This is a genomic window from Acidovorax sp. Root402 (genome assembly GCF_001425125.1).
Lineage (GTDB): Bacteria > Pseudomonadota > Gammaproteobacteria > Burkholderiales > Burkholderiaceae_C > Acidovorax > Acidovorax delafieldii.
In genome coordinates this window covers 155571-172714 of sequence record NZ_LMDQ01000013.1, presented here as the reverse complement: position 1 = coordinate 172714, position 17144 = coordinate 155571, and the positions used below count along the sequence as shown (strand labels likewise).

The window sequence follows — 17144 nt, the reverse complement described above, 5'->3', positions numbered from 1 at the left end:
ACTGCTTCTGGCCGGATTCTGCCCCACACACTCAGCGGCCATCTTGTACTGTCCCTATCGTGTTTTGGCCCAACGCCCCCGACCTTCGTACCGGTGGATGTGGTCACGTAGGCTACTGACGGAAACCCCCAGCATATCCGCAAGAGTGCGCTGGTCATACCAACCGGAGCGCCAACAGGCCGCAGCCTGGGCCACATCGTCATCAGACAAGGCGCGTTTTCGTCCCCAGGTCTTGCCCGCAGCACGCGCTGCCCTCTGACCAGCTAAGCACCTCTCCCTGATCAATTCGCGCTCAAACTCAGCGAAGGCTGAAAGCAGGTGCAAAAACATGCGGCCATGAGCGGTATCAGTCTCGATTGACTCGGTCAATGAACGGAAACCGACACCCTTAGCTTTAAGGTACTCAAAAACCTTGACGAAGTGAGACACGGAACGAGCAAGCCGGTCCAGCTTGTAAACCACCAACACATCGCCCTTGACCAAGACGGTCAACAGCTTATCGAGCTCGGGGCGCTGCTTCACAGCAGAGCGCTTTTCTTGCACAACCTTGTCAATGCCAGCGCGCCGGAAGGCTGCTAGCTGTGCTGCCGTGTTCTGTTCAAGGGTTGAAACGCGCGCGTAGCCGTAAATGGTCACCGGTATCTGTTGAATAAAAAGCTGATGACGATCACCACAATCGAGGCCAAAACAATGCGCCACCGGGAAGCACGCACTGCGCGCCTCCTGTCAGCTTCTGACATGCGAAAAGCCGCACGCTCTACGTAGCCTGTCTTACGTCGCCACCAGTCGCGATACCAATCTCTGTTGTCTGCTCCCATTGAAGGATCGTAACAAAGGGCACGAGTTGCACGACCGTCTGCCATGGTGCCCTGCGGCCCCATACCCCCGCCCCAAACCTGCGACACAAGGTCTCCGTTTTGGGTCCCCATTTGTCATCCAGTAAAGTGCCGGTATGGACTTTGTAACGTTGGCGGTCCAATCGGCCGCAATGCATCCGTGGTTGGCGTCGGCTGGAATGGTGATCCTGGCGGTAGCACTCTTTGCGGGGTCTGCTCGGCTCTTGGGTTCACGACGCCGGGCAAATATGCTGCAGCTTCGGATACTGCCGAAGGGGAAGCAGAAGGACTGGCGCTCGACGGTCTATAACCCCGTTCAGTTCCGGCGCCCGAAGCGCTAGAGCGGCCTGATTCAACCTCCACCACAACCGGCCTATCCTGCGCGCCCTGAGCCAATACAGGAGCGTCGCAGGTGATGGCCTGGGCCTTGCCCTTCCACCGCAACGTGCCCGCGCAATCCGTGAGCGGTTGCCATGTGTAGCCCATCGCCTGCAAGTCTCGGCTGTCAATCGTGCTGATGCGTTGGCCCGAGTTGGACACAGCAAAGGTGTAGATCGTTTGGGCGCCCATGGTGATGCGACCAGTCAGGTGCAAGCCCTTGCTTGCATAAGGCTCCGGCGTGGCATCAGGATCAGCGCTGGAGGCCGCTTGTGCAGGGGCTGGCGCCTGGGTATCACTGGCGGTTTTGATGATGTGCGCAGGCTGGTCTGGTGCGCGCAAGGTGCCACCGGGTGGAAGGGCCTTCAGGTCTTTCGTCCACTGCATGTCGGAGGTCTTTTGGACCTGGCTTTTTGCATCCGACTTGGGCCAGTACATCCAGGCAATCACGATGGCCGTGAAGATCCAGAAACCCCACGTGAAGCGGCGCAGCTTGACGCTCAACGGGGCCACATCCTGGGCGCCTGATTCGGCAACGCTGTTGCCTTGCGTGTGGCTCTTGTACAGCGGGAAATACTGCGGCTTGTAGGGGCGCTCTTCAACGCTGATGACCGCACCGCGATAGCCCGCGTGTACCTTGCGGATGTAGCAACCCTTCTTGCCGAGAATGTCCGCTTTGCGGCAGCGCACCAGCATTGCCATCAGCCGGGCAATGGGCTGGTTGATGTCCCTAAAGCTCTGCGTCATCAGCAAGATATCGCAGTTGAAATGGCGGTGGAGCTTGAAGAACTCGACTACCTCCTTTGCAGTTCCAATAGCGGGCAACGCAAGGTGGCATTCGTCGATGATGAACACCGGGCCTTGCCCGGTTTCAGGGTGCTTCCACGTGCTGTAGTAGTCCCAAACATGACCGAAGACAGAAACCGCCTCGGTGGGCTTGTGCTGCCTTGCGGAATCGTCAAACAGCGTGAAGGCATTGCCATTGCCCTCATCGTCCATGGCGTCAGCGTCCCATGTGCCCATCACAGGTTTTGGCCTGCGGCGCAGCTCGACCAGGTGCGTGTAACTGGGATCGATTGCCGCAAACATTTCCACGATCAGCGGGAGGTTTGTGATGACCTTGCGCCCCTGCTGCAGCATCGGCAGCACGTGGTAAACGACAGCCTCATAGCTCTTGCCAGAGCCGGGAATTCCTTCCAGCCCGTTGATCATGATCCGAGCCTGACGAACGGGATGAGCTGCAGCACGAGGCGCACGCCGATGGCGGCAACGATGATGGCCGAGGCGGTGCCGATACCAAGCAGGCCGAGGATGTTCAACAGCTCAGCGGGCAGCGATCCCCAGGCGCCGACCTGAGAGGCTAGACCGGTCATGTCAATGGCCTGAATGGCAGACACCACGATGTCCATGATCTGCTCAAAGGGCCAGCAGGCTGCATCGCGGATGAAGTCCCAGCCAGCCGTCATAACGGCCTTGTAGAGGTTGCCAATCCAGGTGAGGACGGCTGAGATTTTCTCGATGATGAGATTGAAGAACTTCGCGAGCATGTCAGCCGCCAAAGATCAAAGAGCGGGCCAGCATCAGCGCAGAAATGATGATGATGGTTTTTGCAACGTCCCATATCCAGCAAGGGGGCGCGACGTTGTATTCCCCGTAGCTGGACCATGAGCCGAAGTTCAAAGGGATCACCCAGGAGGGACAAGCGCCAACCGTGAGGGTCGTGGGCATGAGCTGCCCGGCAAGGGTAAACGTGCTGGACTGCTTAATCAGCTGGCTTTTTTGGTTCCAGATGCCTACGAGGCCGTCCGGATATTTGCGCTCGTAGAGCTTGGGAATGGGGGGTAACGGCTGGTCGGTTATCTCGCCATCTTCGCAAGCGACGATGTTCGGATGCTTCTCGCACAAGTCCTGTTTTTCGTCTTCGGTGGGCTTGTTGGAGGGATCAGCAACCGGATCAATAGTGATGGGGTCATTCATGCCTTGAGGCGTTGGAAGGTAGCGATAACCAGGGCGCGTATCCAGGCGCCAGGGCTGGTCGTAGGTCGGGCTTGGGATGTAGTCGGTGTACGGCTGACGGTATGGCTGATTGGTGGGAGAGGCCGGAGCGTTGGGGTCGTAGTTGGGGTTGGGTTCTGGGTTGCCGGTAGGAACGCGCCAAGGCTGAGACGTGGGGTTAGCGCCTGGGGATGGATTGACCCACGGCGAAGGAGATTCGACAGGCAGGGGGGTAGGCTGGGGCAACTCACCGGGCACAGTAGACGGCATGGGCTTTGGGGCCAGTGCTTCTTCGAATTCCTGTTGAGTGACTTGCTTTGGTGGAGGTGTTTGCACGCAGCCTGCGGGCGTGTAGTACCAACCGGCAGGACATGTGGAATTGCCGAACACCTCGACCCCTACGGTGTAGTTGCCGGTGCGGCCGTCGCTCATGCGGTAGGAGAAATTGCACTGATAGCCGTTGCTGGTGCCAGAGAGCGTGTAAGTGACGGAAGAATTGGACATGAACGCGCCCCTTGCAGAGCAAGCCGCCTCCAGCGAATAGTGATACTGGGAGGCGCCGGGCCAAGCCAGATATCGTTTGCCGTCCGATAGATATGCGTCGTCTCCGGGCTTGGAGGACTTCCATGTTTTGGATGCTTCATCCCACACCAGATTCGCAGCAAGAAGCCACGCGGCAATGCCCACGGCAGTGCGCAGGTGTGGACTCACATAAATGACTGCCGCTGCGACGCGACCTGCAGCGTTGCCAAGGCGGTATGCAACGCCGACTTTCTGACCGGCGGAGCCCGGCACGGGTAGAACTTTGGATTGCCTCAGAACCCGGTCTACAACGGTGTCCCCTGGGGATGGTGCGACAGTCCAATTGCCAGGGGAGCCGCCAAAGCCAGGGGGTGGCGACGGCGCCACGAAGGCGTGCGCGGAGAAAGAACAAGCGGCGAGGACGGACAGGGCAAGGAGGTTCTTAGTCATCAATTGCTCCTGAATCCGAGTACAAAGCAGACGGCGCCCATGCCGCCCAAGATGGCCATCAGGCCCCAGAACAGGACGACATGAGCGCCGATCAGCATGGGACCGCCTTAGACCTTGCGGATCACGCGCTTGGCAACGTCGGGCCCCTTCATTGCCAGGGCGATGCCGACGATGATCAAACCGGCTGCGATTACAGCAGCCGTCGTACCGTCGAGGCCAATGGCTTCGAGCATCTGAACGATGGGATTGGTTGCGGTCTGGGCCATGGCGGAGCTAGCGCCGAGGGTTGCGACGGCGGCAACGACCAGAGCCTTGGAACCGTACTTTTGAGCTTGTTTGAAGAGACGCATTTGAGTTTCCTTTGAGTTGATGAAGTGATGCCGGTAATCGACACCGCGAAGCCGCGTGGGCTTGACGCTGGCGACTGCTAAAGCTTTTTGATGAGGCCGACGGCGAGAGAAAGACCCCAACCCAGCAAGAAGGAACCGAGAACGAACGCGAAGCCCCAGGAGATGACGTAGAGCACGGTTGGGGCGTCTATGCCGAGCTGGGCGAAGTCCATCAGATCGGACATGGAAACCCACGCGGTGGAGGCTTCTGGGCAGGGGTTGGCCTCGGAGTAGCAGACAAGGAAGCGCATCACGCAAACCAGTCATCTGTGGGGGACGATTGGCCGCACTCAGGACAGCCGCAGGCGTTGTCATCGCCCTCGACTTCTTGAACATCGTCGTAGCCGATCAGCGCACAGCACTTCGGGCACTCAAGTTGGATTTCATCCATGGGTTGGCTCCTGCTTTTTGTAGAGGTCGTCCAGGTCGATGACCTGAGGCCGGTGGAATGGCTCTGTGTGGTCTTCGATGAGCTGGACGCAGGTTTCGAGGTCTTCGACGATGGCGGCTTCGCAGAGCAACATGACCCATTCCGGTTGACCGTCCTCGAAAGACGGCGCGAGGAAAGCGCCTGTTGTGCGGGACTGGATCACGTTGCGCATGGGGTGCCTTTGGGCCTTAAGCGGCCTTGGCCTGGGTGGCGGGTTTGATGGCGAGCAACGTGAGCTTTGTGCTGTTGTCGGCACCGGCGACCACATCAAATTCGCAATCGCACATGACGCCAGTGATGGGCCATTTGCTCTTGAGGTGCGCCCACTTCTGGAACTCGGAAGAGTCCCCCAGCTTGAACGGACGAGTGACTACGCCGATGCTTTCGCCGCTGGAGCTTTGGCCCATGTCCACCGACAAGTGGAAGGTGGTGGAGTCGAAGGCGCGGCCTTCGTAGTCGCCCTTGCTGGACTTGATACCGTGCAACACGGCTTGGCTTTGCATACGCATTTTTTGGGTTTCCTTGTGTGGCCTGGGTTAGTGGGCGTATGCGGTGTGGCCAGCACCGGAGCCCGAGATTTTTTTGAACATCTGCTGATAGATGCGCTCGACTTCGGAGCGCTTGAACTTGGACAGCCGACCGGGCATCTCTGCACAGTTCTCGATGAATTGCATGAGGGTTTCGCGGTCCATGTAGAGGAACGCGAGCGCGGCTGATTTGCCAGCGGTGGAGAAGAACCAACGGGCGTTGCGCGTGCACTCGGCCATAAGGGTTTCGAGCGGTAGGCGCGACTCTGTTTTGATGGGCTCAGGCGATGCAATGGCGCCGTGTTCGGCCAACATCAGGGCATGCCAATCGCTGGCACCTGCGAAGAAGTCGGCAGGCCTGCGGAGAATGTCCGTAGGGAGCAGGCGCTTTTGGTTTCCATAGCGCAACTCGATGCGTTGCCAGCCGGTGGCGTCCTGTTTGCCGTAGAGCTGCACGCCCTTGTCATAGACGTTGGTTTGCTTGCCTGCGGCCTTGCTGCCGAAGTAGAAGGAGCGACCCACACCACCAGCGCGCCATGCGCCAACGCAGTTGTGTTCGGGCCGGTGGCCGTAGTGGTCCATGGCTCCGGCGTCGTAGTCGCTTGCAACGCGGTCCATGCCACCGCTGATGCCATCGAAGAAGTCCAAGGCCAGATCGCAGCGCGTGACCAGGGCGCGGTGTTCGTCCATGTAATCGGCCATGCGTGGTGCCCAGCCTGGGGCAGCAAATGTGCAGGCGACGCCGTACAGGTTGCAATGAATGGTCTTTGACTGTGCGCGCTGGCGTGGGCTTTCGCCGGAGGCGAGGAAGCCGACCCAGCCGCATTCATTGCCTGCGCGCAGGATGCTCCAGCGGTGGCGGTAGAAGTCGTGGCCCTTCTTGAGTTCAGGGTCCACGGTGAAGCCTTCACCGAGGATTTCGCACACGTTGTTGGCTAGCTCAAGCGCTTGTGTGCTGGCGGCAAAGTCAGGGTCTGGAATGTCGCGCAGCAGGTGGCAGAGCTTGGCGCGACGGCGGTCGTCTTCGCTCAGTTGATGCTCTGAACGCAAATCGAATTCCGATGCCTGGGCGGGCGGGAAAAGATGCTCGACCGTGGGGATGGGAGCGAACCGCAGATTGACGGTGAAGCGGAGCCAATCGACATGCACGGGCGAACCGGTTTGGACGCGCTCCGCTTGCAAACGGAGCTTGACCTCATTGCCCTCTAGAACGAGCGATGTGGGGTGGGTCATGCTGCGTCCCCTGGAAAGTTGTCCCCGTGATTACCATCGGGGACCGAAGCTGTCTGAGGTGCTACGCACCCCCCAAAATTGATAGCAGAAGGCGCTACGCGCCCGGCCACTTCCCCGCGGGGCGGGGCCCCTTCTGCCGTGCGCTGCGCTTCCAAAGCAGCGACGCGGCGGGCGTGGTCGAAGAGATCGCGGTGCGGATGCTTGTCGAGGGCTGCGGCTATCTGCAGCCATGCGCAACGGTTGGCGGTGCTGGTCATGACAAAGCCCAGCGCCATGTGGCAACAACAAGCGCAAACCCGATGCCTGCGGCAACGAGCAAAGCAGTTAGCTGGAAAAGGGCGCAGAACCAGCGATCAAACAAGGGCTCGGTCACAGGGCACTCCAGAAATCCAACATGCCAGCGCCGGATTGACCCTTAATCTCGATACGAGTCCAGCACAACGAGGCGGACGAGCCCTTGACGTAAGAGCGGGTGCACACCCCCAGCGCAGGCGCTGCAGGAGCCGCCACAGCGCGTGCAGCGCCTTTAGTGGCTGGGAGTGTGCGAACGGGGGGTTTTGAGGTCATGGCGGCTCCAGAAATGCACACATAACGTGTGCATGCCGCAAGACTAAGCCGCAAACATCATGTGTGCAATCCTTTTGCTACGATGCACACTGGCTGTATGCATGCAAACAACATGTAGGAGTTACGCATATGCAAACGACGATGAATCTGCTAGACACAGCGCTCAAGCTGAATCCTGCGCCCTACTGGCATGAGAAGCTGAAGCTCTCGCGCAATGCTTTGCACACGGCAAAAACTCGCGGACACCTGAGCCCGGCGATTGCTGGAGCGCTGGCCGAGGAACTAGGCCAGGACGTAAAAACTTGGATCGTGGTGGCCGCTCTGGAATCAGAGCGAGAGAGCGCATGCAAGACGCGGATGATGAAGCGCGTCGCAAAGCTCACATCTGTTTAATGATGTAATTTCGCGATGACGTCCAATTTCCGCCATGTGGCACTTATAGGCAAGTACCAGACTTCAGCTGCAGGCGCCCCCGGTGATGGCTCTCGCCGGGCTTTGGAGGATATTGCGCATTTCTTGGAGCGCCAGGGATGTGAGGTGGTGCTGGAAGCGGAGACCGCCAGCAATACCGGATTGACACACTACCCTTCCTTGAATGTAGACCAGATCGGTGCACGGTGCGATTTGGGGCTGGTGGTGGGGGGGGATGGAACGATGCTCGGCATTGGCCGGCGCTTGGCGCGTTTTGGAACGCCGCTGATCGGCATCAATCAGGGCCGGCTCGGATTCATTACTGACATTCCCTTCGACACCTATCAGACCACATTGCCACCGATGCTGCGAGGTGCCTACGAAGAAGACCAGCGGCCTTTGATGCACGCAACAGTCGTTCGCGATGAACGTGTGGTGTTCGAAGCCTTGGCCATGAACGATGTGGTGGTCAACCGTGGCGCGACATCGGGCATGGTGGAATTGCGTGTCGAAGTTGGTGGGCAGTTTGTGGCCAATCAAAGGGCCGACGGCCTCATCATTGCCTCCCCCACCGGATCGACGGCATATTCGTTGTCTGCGGGCGGCCCCATGCTTCACCCATCCATCCCGGGCTGGGTGCTGGTTCCTATAGCGCCACATACGCTGTCCAACCGCCCTATCGTGCTCTCCGATGCGACTGAAGTGGCTGTCGAAGTAGTGAGCGGGCGAGATGTCAGCGCGAACTTTGACATGCAGTCCCTTGCGTCCTTGCTGCATGGCGACCGCATCCTCGTCAAACGCTCTGAGCACCGCGTGCGATTTCTACACCCTCAAGGCTGGAACTACTTCGCGACTTTGCGCAAGAAGCTGCGCTGGAACGAAGGGGGCTCATGACCATGGCACTGCGGCGGATAACCCTGCGGGATTTTGTGATCGTTCAAACGCTGGAACTTGACTTGCGCAGCGGCTTTACCGTGTTGACTGGTGAAACCGGGGCGGGCAAGTCCATCTTGATTGACGCATTGCAACTGGCACTGGGAGCACGCGCGGATGCCGGGGTAGTACGGGAAGGATGCAGCAAAACCGACATTTGCGCGGAATTCGACTGCCCTGCCCATGCCCGCCCATGGCTGGAAGAAGCCGGGTTTGAAACCGATGACTGGCTGCTACTGCGCCGTACCGTCGACACACAGGGCAAGAGCCGCGGTTGGATCAATGGGACACCAGCGACAGCTTCGCAGTTACGTGCCTTGGGCGAGATGCTTCTCGACATCCATGGTCAGCACGCATGGCAAAGCCTGACCCGCCCAGAGTCGGTGCGCGGCTTGCTGGACGCTTTTGCCGGTGTGAATACCCGCGATACAGCATCGCGTTGGACGCAATGGCGCGCTGACCTCAAGGCATTGCAGCAGGCACGCGCAGCACAGGCAACGCTTCAGCAAGAGCGCGAGCGCCTGCAGTGGCAAATCAGCGAAGTGGACAAACTCGCGCCAAGTGACCTGGAGTGGGAGGATCTTGACGCGCAACACAAGCGCCTATCGCACGCGCAGGCGTTGCTGGATGGGGCCCATGGAGCGCTTCAAGCTTTGCAAGAAGACGACGCGGGAGCCGTTTCCGCACTGACCCACGCACATTCGCTGCTTCAGGCGCAAGAACACATTGAGCCAGAGTTCGCCAATCTGGCCGATATCCTGGCGTCGAGTCTGGCGCAGACGACAGACGTGGTGCATTCTCTGCACACCTATTTACGCCATGCGGACATTGACCCCCAACGTTTGGCAGAACTGGACGAACGCATGTCCTTGTGGATGGGACTGGCTCGCAGGTACAAACGCCCTCCAGCGGAACTGCCCGCTCTGCTCAAGGACTGGAAAGCATCCATGCGCCAGCTTGATGCCGCCACCGATCTGGAAAAGCTGCAAGCCAACGAATTCGCCAGCGCTAAGGCGTACCATGCGGCGGCGCGCGCACTGTCTCTGGCTCGCGCCAAAGCAGCACCAAAGCTCTCCGTGTCCATCTCTCAGGCCATGCAAGGTCTCGGGATGGAGGGCGGTAAATTCGAGGTGTCAGTGACGAAGGCGTCGGAGCCCTCTCCAGACGGGATCGATGATGTCGTGTTTTTGGTGGCAGGACACCCCGGCATGACCCCCAAGGCGGTCGGCAAAGTCGCCTCCGGCGGGGAGTTGTCCCGCATTTCGCTGGCTATCGCAGTCACAACCAGTGAATTGGGCTCAGCCCCCACACTCATTTTTGACGAGGTGGACTCCGGCGTGGGTGGCGCAGTCGCCGAAACCGTGGGACGTTTGATGCAGCAACTGGGACGCGACCGCCAGGTGCTGGCAGTAACTCACCTGCCCCAAGTAGCCGCATGCGCGCATCACCACCTCAAGGTGGAAAAAAATAAAAGCGCTCAAGGCACAACCAGCACCGTGCTGGTTGTGCAGCAAGACGAGCGTGTGGCAGAAATCGCCCGCATGCTGGGTGGGGAGCGCGCTACCGAAACCACGCTGGCGCACGCGCGCGAAATGCTGGGTACTGCGGCACCGTCGTTGGTCGCTGCGCCCACCCCATCCGCTCCCTCCTCTAACGCCGCTAGGAAACGCTGATGGCCCTTGAAATTGTTGTCATCACGGGCATGTCGGGATCTGGAAAATCCGTCGCCTTGCACGCACTGGAAGATGCTGGCTACTACTGCGTAGACAACCTGCCGCCGGAGCTACTGCCAGCCTTCGTAGCGCTAGAACACAAACACCATGGCAACCGCGTAGCCATTGCAGTGGATGTCCGCAGCGCAACGTCCTTGCACCAAGTGCCCCAAGAGTTGAGCCGTTTGCGCAGTCAGGGCGTGGCCGTCAAATCCCTTTTTCTGGATGCCACGATTGATACCCTGGTGCGGCGTTTCTCCGAGACGCGCCGCCGCCATCCCCTGTCGCACGACGACCTCCAGCAAGGACGCAGGGCATTAGTTCAGATCATTGAGCTGGAGCGGGAGTTGCTGGCTGAACTGCGCGAACAGTCACACGTGATCGACACCAGCACCATCCGCGCCTCCCAGTTGCAAAGTTATGTCAAAGGCCTGATGTCCACAGCGCAAGGGCAATTGACCTTGGTTTTCCAGTCATTTGCTTTCAAACGCGGGATTCCCATGGATGCCGACTACGTCTTCGACGTCCGCATGCTGCCCAACCCACACTATGAGATCGCGCTCCGGGACCTCACAGGACTGGACCAGCCGGTGGCTGACTTTCTGGACCTGCAACCCGAGGTGGACCTGATGCGGGCCCACATTGAAAAATTTTTAGCACACTGGCTGGACATGCTGGATCGCAATCACCGAAGCTACGTCACCGTAGCCATCGGCTGCACCGGTGGACAACACCGCTCTGTCTATTTGGTGGAGAAACTGGCGCAAGCGTTCAGCGACCGATGGACTGCATTGAAGCGTCATCGTGAACTGGATGGGCGCTGACCATTGCCTTCACAAGCGAGCTGTTGAAGTCAAACCTCTGGGGAACAAGTTGTGGAGCTTGGTGCCAACGAAACGAGACCCCCCACAACTGAGAGCGCGCCCCGTTTGGGCTCACCATAGCGACGATTGCGTGGTGTCCAGCAACTTACGAACGGGCGCTGGCAACCCCACAAAGGACCACTGATCCGGCCCCAGCCACTCTCCGCTCTCCACGGGAGGCACCACTCCGTCGGTCTGTATCAACAGGGGGTGAAGATGCAAGTCCCGGTGCGTGAGGACATGCACAAATGGCTGCAACTCTTGCTGCGCGTACTGCCCATCGCTACCCAAAGCACTCACAAAAATATCCCGCGACTCCAGGTCAGCGAACACGGGCACGCAGTGCATTCCCGCCCAGATCCCAGTGGGTGGGCGGCGTTGCAGCCAGATGCGCCCTTTGCCATCGCGCAGGATCACCAATTGCCAGGATTCAGCCCGGCGTGACAGTTTGCGGGTTCTGACGGGATAGCGTTCAGGATCCCCCTCCTTGAAAGCTGCGCAATCGCCCACCAAAGGGCAATCGGAACATTTTGGAGAGCGGGGTGAGCAAAGGGACGCCCCCAAGTCCATCAGGCCCTGAGTGTAACGGGGCATCGCCACATCAAGATCGCGCACTGGCAACAGCGCATCGGCATGCTCCCATAGAAGGCGTTCGTTTTTGGCAGAAGCCAGGTCTTGGCCAAAGCCCAGCAGGCGCGTGAGCACCCTCCGCACGTTGGCATCCAGAATGGGCACGCGCTCTGAAAAACAAAACGCGGCAATGGCGCCTGCGGTTGAACGCCCGATGCCCGGCAAAGACGCCAACAGCGACGCCGTTCGCGGGAAGGCGCCACCATGGTCGGTCATGATCTGCTGAGCGCAGCGATGGAGATTGCGTGCACGACTGTAGTAGCCCAAACCACTCCACAAGCCCAGGACCTCATCTTGAGGGGCTGCCGCCAGGGCGCTCACATCAGGAAATCGGCCCAGAAAGCGGGCGTAGTAGTCCAGCACAGTGGTGACCTGGGTCTGCTGCAACATGATCTCCGACAGCCAAACCCGGTATGGATCGCGGGTCTGTTGCCAGGGCAGATGATTGCGCCCATGTACGGCTTGCCAAGCGACTACCCGCGCGGCCACACCCTCCCGGGATTCAGCACTCATGCGGAAACCGGATGCGCGTCAGTCAATGCCGGTGCAGCCCCTGGCAGAGCCACCAACTTGGAAGTCAGCTCACGCAACTTGTTCTCCAACTGGCCGAGTTCCTCCTCGCCAGCCTCGATCTCCGAGATGCGCTCCACCAAGCCGCTGGCAGCCTGTTGTATGCGGTCTACGGCCTCCATGCGGCGAGCAAAGCTGCGACGCCGTTCTCGCAGCTGTGCGTCCAATTGCGCAGTGGCTGATTTGCTCCACAGTTCCAGATCATTGGCCGCTGACTCGTACACCGTGCGCAAACGCATGGCCAGCGCGCGCACCAGGCGCTCCGCAAACTCGGGTTGCGCCAACTTGAGAGCATTGCCCATACCCAGGTACTGCAAATGACTCTGCTCGATCTGGTGCAGGTCTTGCGCAAAGTGTTCAAGCTGCGGCGGCGTGGGCACCTGCAAAGAAAAACCGAACTCTGCATTGAGCTGCCTGAAGGTCCCGCTGAGCATGGCCTGAATCTCGGTACCAGAGGCTTGCGCCTTGTCCAAGGTGCCGCGCAGTTTGTCAAAGGTCTGGACGTATATTTTCTTCACGCCCAGCTTGAGCCCCTTTTGCTGCAATGTCTGGGCCAGCTCAGCCAGCTCTGCTTTGAGCGACTTGGCGCCCAACTGCTGAAAAACGTCACGCAGCAACTTGAGGTGAACCGCACGCACCGCCTGGATCTTGGCAGTGCTGAGATCAAACTCACGCTGCTCCTGCTCAATGCGATGGCGCATGGATTCGATCACCGATGCGTTCTTACCCCGCAGACTGCGCAACTCGGCCATTTGGTCATCGAGGTCGCGGCGTCGGATATTGATGACCCGCGACGTTTCTGTACGCAGGCTCGCCACCCCTGCCGCTACCGCAGCGCGCAGTATGGACTGTCGTCTGCCCATGATGCCTTTGGCAAGGGCCTCTTCCAACGCTGGCAGTCCACTGGTTTCCAGCAAAACGTCGTCCGCAGTGATCTTGGCCACCAGGCCTTTTTGCGCAGACACAGGCACCACACGGTCTAGAGACACGCCGAGCATCTCGGCGGAAGTCGCGCACTGGCGCTCCATCTGCGCCTGGACCTGCTCGGCGGTGTTGAGCGTATCCCAGAGGGTGTCGATCTTGTTCAGCACCACCAAACGCGCTTCCATGCTCTCGGGCGAGATGGCCAGGTGCTCGCGCCAGATCGACAGGTCAGAGCGCGTCACCCCGGTGTCGGCACTCAGGATGAACACCACTGCATGCGCCTGGGGGATGAGGTTGACCGTCAGCTCGGGCTCTGCACCCACTGCGTTCAGGCCAGGCGTATCCAGAATCACCAAACCCTGCTTCAGGAGCGGATGGGGGATATTGATGATGGCGTGGCGCCACATGGGCACCTCTACCAAGCCCTGCGCATCAGGCACAGGGTTTTCATCTGTCAGATCGTCATGCCAGAAACCCAGCGCACGCGCATTGTCCAGACTGACCTTGCGAACCTCGGCCACTTTTTCCAGTGCTTTGGCAATCTGGTCGGCGTTGCCAACATCCAGCGGGATTTCCTGCCAACGGTCGGTCTTGACCCGCCACTCCGCCAGGCTCTGCATCTGAAGCCGAGTCTCAATGGGCAATAGCCGCAAGCTGGGTGCAACATTGGCGTCATACCCCAGTTCGGTGGGACACATGGTCGTGCGGCCCGCACTGGCAGGCATGATGCGGCGACCATAGTCAGCAAAAAAGATCGCGTTGATCAGTTCGGATTTTCCACGCGAAAACTCCGCCACAAACGCCACCATGACCTTGTCGCTGCGTACCTGCTCTTCCAGCCGCTGCAGGCGCTCTTGCACTGCTGCATCCATCAGGTCGTGCGTGGCCATCCAATCGGCCAGCCGCTTGAGCTGCTGGGCGAACTCCCGTCGCCAGACGCCATGCTGGTCAAACTGTTCGTTGAATGAAGGTCCCACTTTGCTCCCAGAGATCTATGGATGGCCCGCGAGGCAGGTATATACAAAATATAGCATCGACCGTCCGCCAGCTGTCACAAACCGTCCATCGGATGGCAGCATCTATTGGCGCTGGCACTGGCGGCAGAAGTAAGTGCTTCTCTGTCCCTGGCGAATCAGCCCGATGGCTGTACCGCATACATGGCAAGGCTGACCATCGCGGCCATACACGTTCGCGGCCGTCTGAAAGTGGCCAGCCATTCCTTCGGCATTCGAAAAATCGCGCAGCGTGCTACCGCCCATCTCCACAGCGCGGGCCAGCACCGAGCGAATGGCCTGATGCAGCTTATGTACTCGTGCCGGACCAATGCGTGATGCAACGGTAGTAGGACGGATGCCAGACAAAAAAAGCACCTCAGAGGCGTAGATATTCCCGACCCCCACAACCACGCGCCCCGCCAGAAGCAACTGTTTGATAGGCATCCGGCTTTTCTTGAGCCCTGCCTGAAAAGTCGGAAGTAGAAACTCCTCAGACAAGGGCTCCATGCCTAAGCCGCCCAGCAATTTGGCGGCTACCGGCGAGTTCTCTGATGGCGCATAGACCACCGCGCCAAATCGTCGCGGGTCATGCAGGCGCAGCGTGCCCCGGTCGGTGACAAGGTCAAAGTGGTCATGCACCCCCGCTTCTGGCATGTCTGAAGCAAAACGCAGGCTTCCCGACATCCCCAAATGCAGAAGCAGAACGCCTTGGTTCATATCGAGCAACAGATACTTGCCCCGCCGGCGCAATCCGACCACTTGTTGGCCTCCCAGCAACTGCGGGTCACAACCCAGAGGCCACCGCAGGGGCTTGCCCATCATCACAGCCTCGATCCGGGCTCCAGCGATCGCGGTAGCAAAACTGCGCCGCGTCACTTCCACTTCAGGCAACTCAGGCATACAAACAACCGGGCAACGGCTTAACAGGCATGGATTATTATGGCCCGATGGTGTTATCCCACAGCTTTCGTACCGTCGCCTTGGTCACCGTGATTGCGGCGTCCGCCCACTCAGCTTGGGCCCAAAAGCCCGCCGGTGAAAGCCGCCCCCCGAGCGAGCCCCCACCGGTAGAGTCCAACCCCGCGTTGGACGCAGAGCTGTTCTACGAAATCTTTCTGGGCGAGATCAGTGCACGAACTGGGGACCCAGGCGCAGGCTACGCGTTCATGCTGGAGGCTGCGCGCCGAAGCGCTGACTGGCAGCTCTACCAAAGGGCCGCAGACATTGCCCTGCAATCACGATCAGGCGAATACGCCCTGGCTGCAGCCCGAGCCTGGAAGGAAGCCCTGCCACAGTCGCGCGAGGCCAATCAGTATGTGCTGCAGATCCTGATCGCATTGAACCGCATCGCCGAAACACCGGACTTGCTGCGCCAGGAACTTGCACAAGCCTCTCCTAGGACCAAGGCGTCAACGCTGGCATCTTTGCCACAACTGTACGGACGCGCGAGTGACAAAGCGCTGGCCGCCAAGGTGGTGGAACAGGCCCTGGTCAATGAACTCACCAACCCTGCCACCGGACCCGAGGCCTGGGTGTCGCTGGGTCGATTGAGGCTTGCAGCGGGCGACAAGGCCGGTGCGCTCGACGCAGCACGCAGGGCCCAGGGCCTGGACAATGCCAGCGAAAGCGCGGCCCGGCTGGCGCTGGAGCTGATGGACGAAGGCCTGCTGGACGCAGAGCCCATCGTGACGCAAACGCTGTCCAGACAACCCATCCCGGACCTGCGCATGGCGTATGCCAGGGTATTGCTGGGCCTTCAGCGCTACCCGGAGGCCAGTCGCCAGTTGGAGACGGTCACCAAGGAAAAGCCTGACCTGGCAGAGGCGTGGTTGGTGTCCGCCACCTTGCAGTACCAGGACAACCGCCTGCCTGCCGCACAGGCATCGCTGCAACGGTTCATGGAACTGGCATCTGCATCTGGTGACACCGACCTGCGGCGAAAGAGCCTCACGCAAGCGTACCTACTGCACGCGCAGATTGCCGAGAAAAAGAAAGACTTTGTAGGCGCAGAAGCCTGGCTCGCACGGATCGACAACGCAGAGGAAGTCTTTGGTGCGCAGACGCGCCGCGCATCATTGCTGGCACGCCAGGGAAAGCTCGCCCAGGCGCGGGCCTTGTTGCGCAACCTGCCAGGCAATTCAGCAGACAGCCAACGCATGAAGCTGATGGCCGAAGTGCAGCTGTTACGCGACCAGCGCCTGTACCAGGAAGCCTACAAGGTACAAGTCGAACTGGTAGCCCTGGCCCCGGACGACGCCGAACTGGTCTACGACCAAGCCATGCTGGCCGAAAAGGCGGGCCAGCCAGACACGATGGAGAAGCTGTTGCGTCAGGTGATCGCGCGCCAGCCAGAGTACCACCACGCCTACAACGCCCTTGGCTATTCGCTCGCAGACCGCGGAGTGCGGCTGGCCGAGGCCAAACAGCTCATCCTGAAGGCATTGGAATTCGCCCCCAACGATCCCTTCATCATGGACAGCCTTGGCTGGGTGGAGTTTCGCCTGGGCAACAAGGCAGACGCCCGCAAACACCTCGAAGTAGCCTTCAAGGCACGGCCCGATGTGGAGATTGCTGCACATCTGGGTGAGGTGCTCTGGAGCATGGGCGACAGGGACGGTGCAACACGCGTCTGGAAAGAAGGTCAGCGTGCCAGTCCTGACAATGACACCCTCAAAGAGACCCTGAAACGCCTCGGGGCCTCCCTCTGATGCAAGGCCTTTTCAGCGCCACTTCAAAGAGTCGGCTACGGACTCTTCCTCACCGGTGGGCATGGTGGTTG

18 protein-coding genes are annotated in these 17144 nt (G+C 59.8%); 5 read left to right on the top strand and 13 right to left on the bottom strand.

The features are described 5' to 3' along the window. Positions 1 to 54 precede the first annotated feature (54 nt). From ASC83_RS08265 to ASC83_RS08225, 10 genes are all read right to left on the bottom strand, one after another. A complete protein-coding gene (locus tag ASC83_RS08265; RefSeq protein ID WP_056060528.1) occupies positions 55 to 636 on the bottom strand; it encodes a recombinase family protein in 582 nt (193 codons plus the stop codon). A gap of 296 nt (positions 637 to 932) precedes the next feature. Then, complete coding sequence (locus tag ASC83_RS08260; protein ID WP_082522385.1) at positions 933 to 2426, bottom strand: zonular occludens toxin domain-containing protein; 1494 nt, start codon at positions 2424 to 2426, stop codon at positions 933 to 935. Continuing rightward, complete coding sequence (locus tag ASC83_RS08255) at positions 2423 to 2761, bottom strand: DUF2523 family protein (RefSeq protein WP_056060526.1); 339 nt, start codon at positions 2759 to 2761, stop codon at positions 2423 to 2425. The genes ASC83_RS08260 and ASC83_RS08255 overlap by 4 nt, the downstream gene beginning before the upstream one ends. A gap of 1 nt (position 2762) precedes the next feature. Beyond that, entirely contained in the window at positions 2763 to 4181 is a 1419-nt protein-coding gene (locus ASC83_RS23905) for a hypothetical protein (protein WP_156379459.1), read from the bottom strand. A gap of 107 nt (positions 4182 to 4288) precedes the next feature. Next, positions 4289 to 4531 (bottom strand): hypothetical protein, encoded by a 243-nt coding sequence (locus tag ASC83_RS08245; protein ID WP_056060519.1) that lies wholly within the window; start codon positions 4529 to 4531, stop codon positions 4289 to 4291. Positions 4532 to 4608: 77 nt separating this feature from the next. Beyond that, a complete protein-coding gene (locus ASC83_RS08240; RefSeq protein WP_156379458.1) occupies positions 4609 to 4755 on the bottom strand; it encodes a hypothetical protein in 147 nt (48 codons plus the stop codon). Between the two features lie 65 nt (positions 4756 to 4820). Further along, positions 4821 to 4961, bottom strand: coding sequence for a hypothetical protein (locus tag ASC83_RS23900; RefSeq protein ID WP_156379457.1), 141 nt, complete (start codon positions 4959 to 4961; stop codon positions 4821 to 4823). After that, positions 4954 to 5172, bottom strand: a complete 219-nt coding sequence (locus tag ASC83_RS08235) for a hypothetical protein (RefSeq protein WP_056060512.1) — start codon at positions 5170 to 5172, stop codon at positions 4954 to 4956. Before ASC83_RS08235 ends, ASC83_RS23900 begins: the two co-directional genes overlap by 8 nt. A 16-nt stretch (positions 5173 to 5188) precedes the next feature. Further along, positions 5189 to 5503, bottom strand: a complete 315-nt coding sequence (locus ASC83_RS08230) for a hypothetical protein (RefSeq protein ID WP_235509335.1) — start codon at positions 5501 to 5503, stop codon at positions 5189 to 5191. Between the two features lie 33 nt (positions 5504 to 5536). Beyond that, positions 5537 to 6760: a replication initiation factor domain-containing protein gene (locus ASC83_RS08225; protein ID WP_056060506.1), complete on the bottom strand. Its 1224-nt coding sequence runs from the start codon at positions 6758 to 6760 to the stop codon at positions 5537 to 5539. A 696-nt stretch (positions 6761 to 7456) separates the two neighbouring features. Here ASC83_RS08225 and ASC83_RS08220 point away from each other — a divergent pair. From ASC83_RS08220 to rapZ, 4 genes are read left to right on the top strand one after another with little or no spacing between them, the layout of a single operon-like run. After that, complete coding sequence (locus ASC83_RS08220; RefSeq protein ID WP_056060505.1) at positions 7457 to 7720, top strand: hypothetical protein; 264 nt, start codon at positions 7457 to 7459, stop codon at positions 7718 to 7720. Between the two features lie 15 nt (positions 7721 to 7735). Beyond that, positions 7736 to 8632 carry an NAD kinase gene (locus tag ASC83_RS08215; RefSeq protein ID WP_056060503.1) on the top strand — a complete coding sequence of 299 codons (897 nt, stop codon included), beginning with the start codon at positions 7736 to 7738 and terminating at the stop codon, positions 8630 to 8632. A gap of 2 nt (positions 8633 to 8634) precedes the next feature. Further along, a complete protein-coding gene (recN, locus tag ASC83_RS08210; RefSeq protein WP_056062044.1) occupies positions 8635 to 10344 on the top strand; it encodes a DNA repair protein RecN in 1710 nt (569 codons plus the stop codon). Then, a complete protein-coding gene (gene rapZ / locus ASC83_RS08205) occupies positions 10344 to 11207 on the top strand; it encodes an RNase adapter RapZ (RefSeq protein ID WP_056060499.1) in 864 nt (287 codons plus the stop codon). Before recN ends, rapZ begins: the two co-directional genes overlap by 1 nt. A 111-nt stretch (positions 11208 to 11318) precedes the next feature. On the opposite strand, the gene mutY is transcribed toward rapZ, so the two are convergent. The 3 genes from mutY to mutM form a co-directional block, all read right to left on the bottom strand. Then, positions 11319 to 12389, bottom strand: coding sequence for an A/G-specific adenine glycosylase (gene mutY / locus ASC83_RS08200; RefSeq protein WP_056060496.1), 1071 nt, complete (start codon positions 12387 to 12389; stop codon positions 11319 to 11321). Next, positions 12386 to 14347, bottom strand: coding sequence for a dynamin family protein (locus ASC83_RS08195; protein WP_056060492.1), 1962 nt, complete (start codon positions 14345 to 14347; stop codon positions 12386 to 12388). The genes mutY and ASC83_RS08195 overlap by 4 nt, the downstream gene beginning before the upstream one ends. 102 nt (positions 14348 to 14449) lie before the next feature. Then, complete coding sequence (gene mutM, locus ASC83_RS08190; RefSeq protein WP_056060489.1) at positions 14450 to 15265, bottom strand: bifunctional DNA-formamidopyrimidine glycosylase/DNA-(apurinic or apyrimidinic site) lyase; 816 nt, start codon at positions 15263 to 15265, stop codon at positions 14450 to 14452. 29 nt (positions 15266 to 15294) lie between these two features. Here mutM and ASC83_RS08185 point away from each other — a divergent pair, with 29 nt between their 5' ends. Continuing rightward, the gene (locus ASC83_RS08185) at positions 15295 to 17073 is read left to right on the top strand and encodes a tetratricopeptide repeat protein (RefSeq protein ID WP_056060486.1); all 1779 of its coding nucleotides are present in this window, start codon (positions 15295 to 15297) and stop codon (positions 17071 to 17073) included. Positions 17074 to 17144 lie beyond the last annotated feature (71 nt).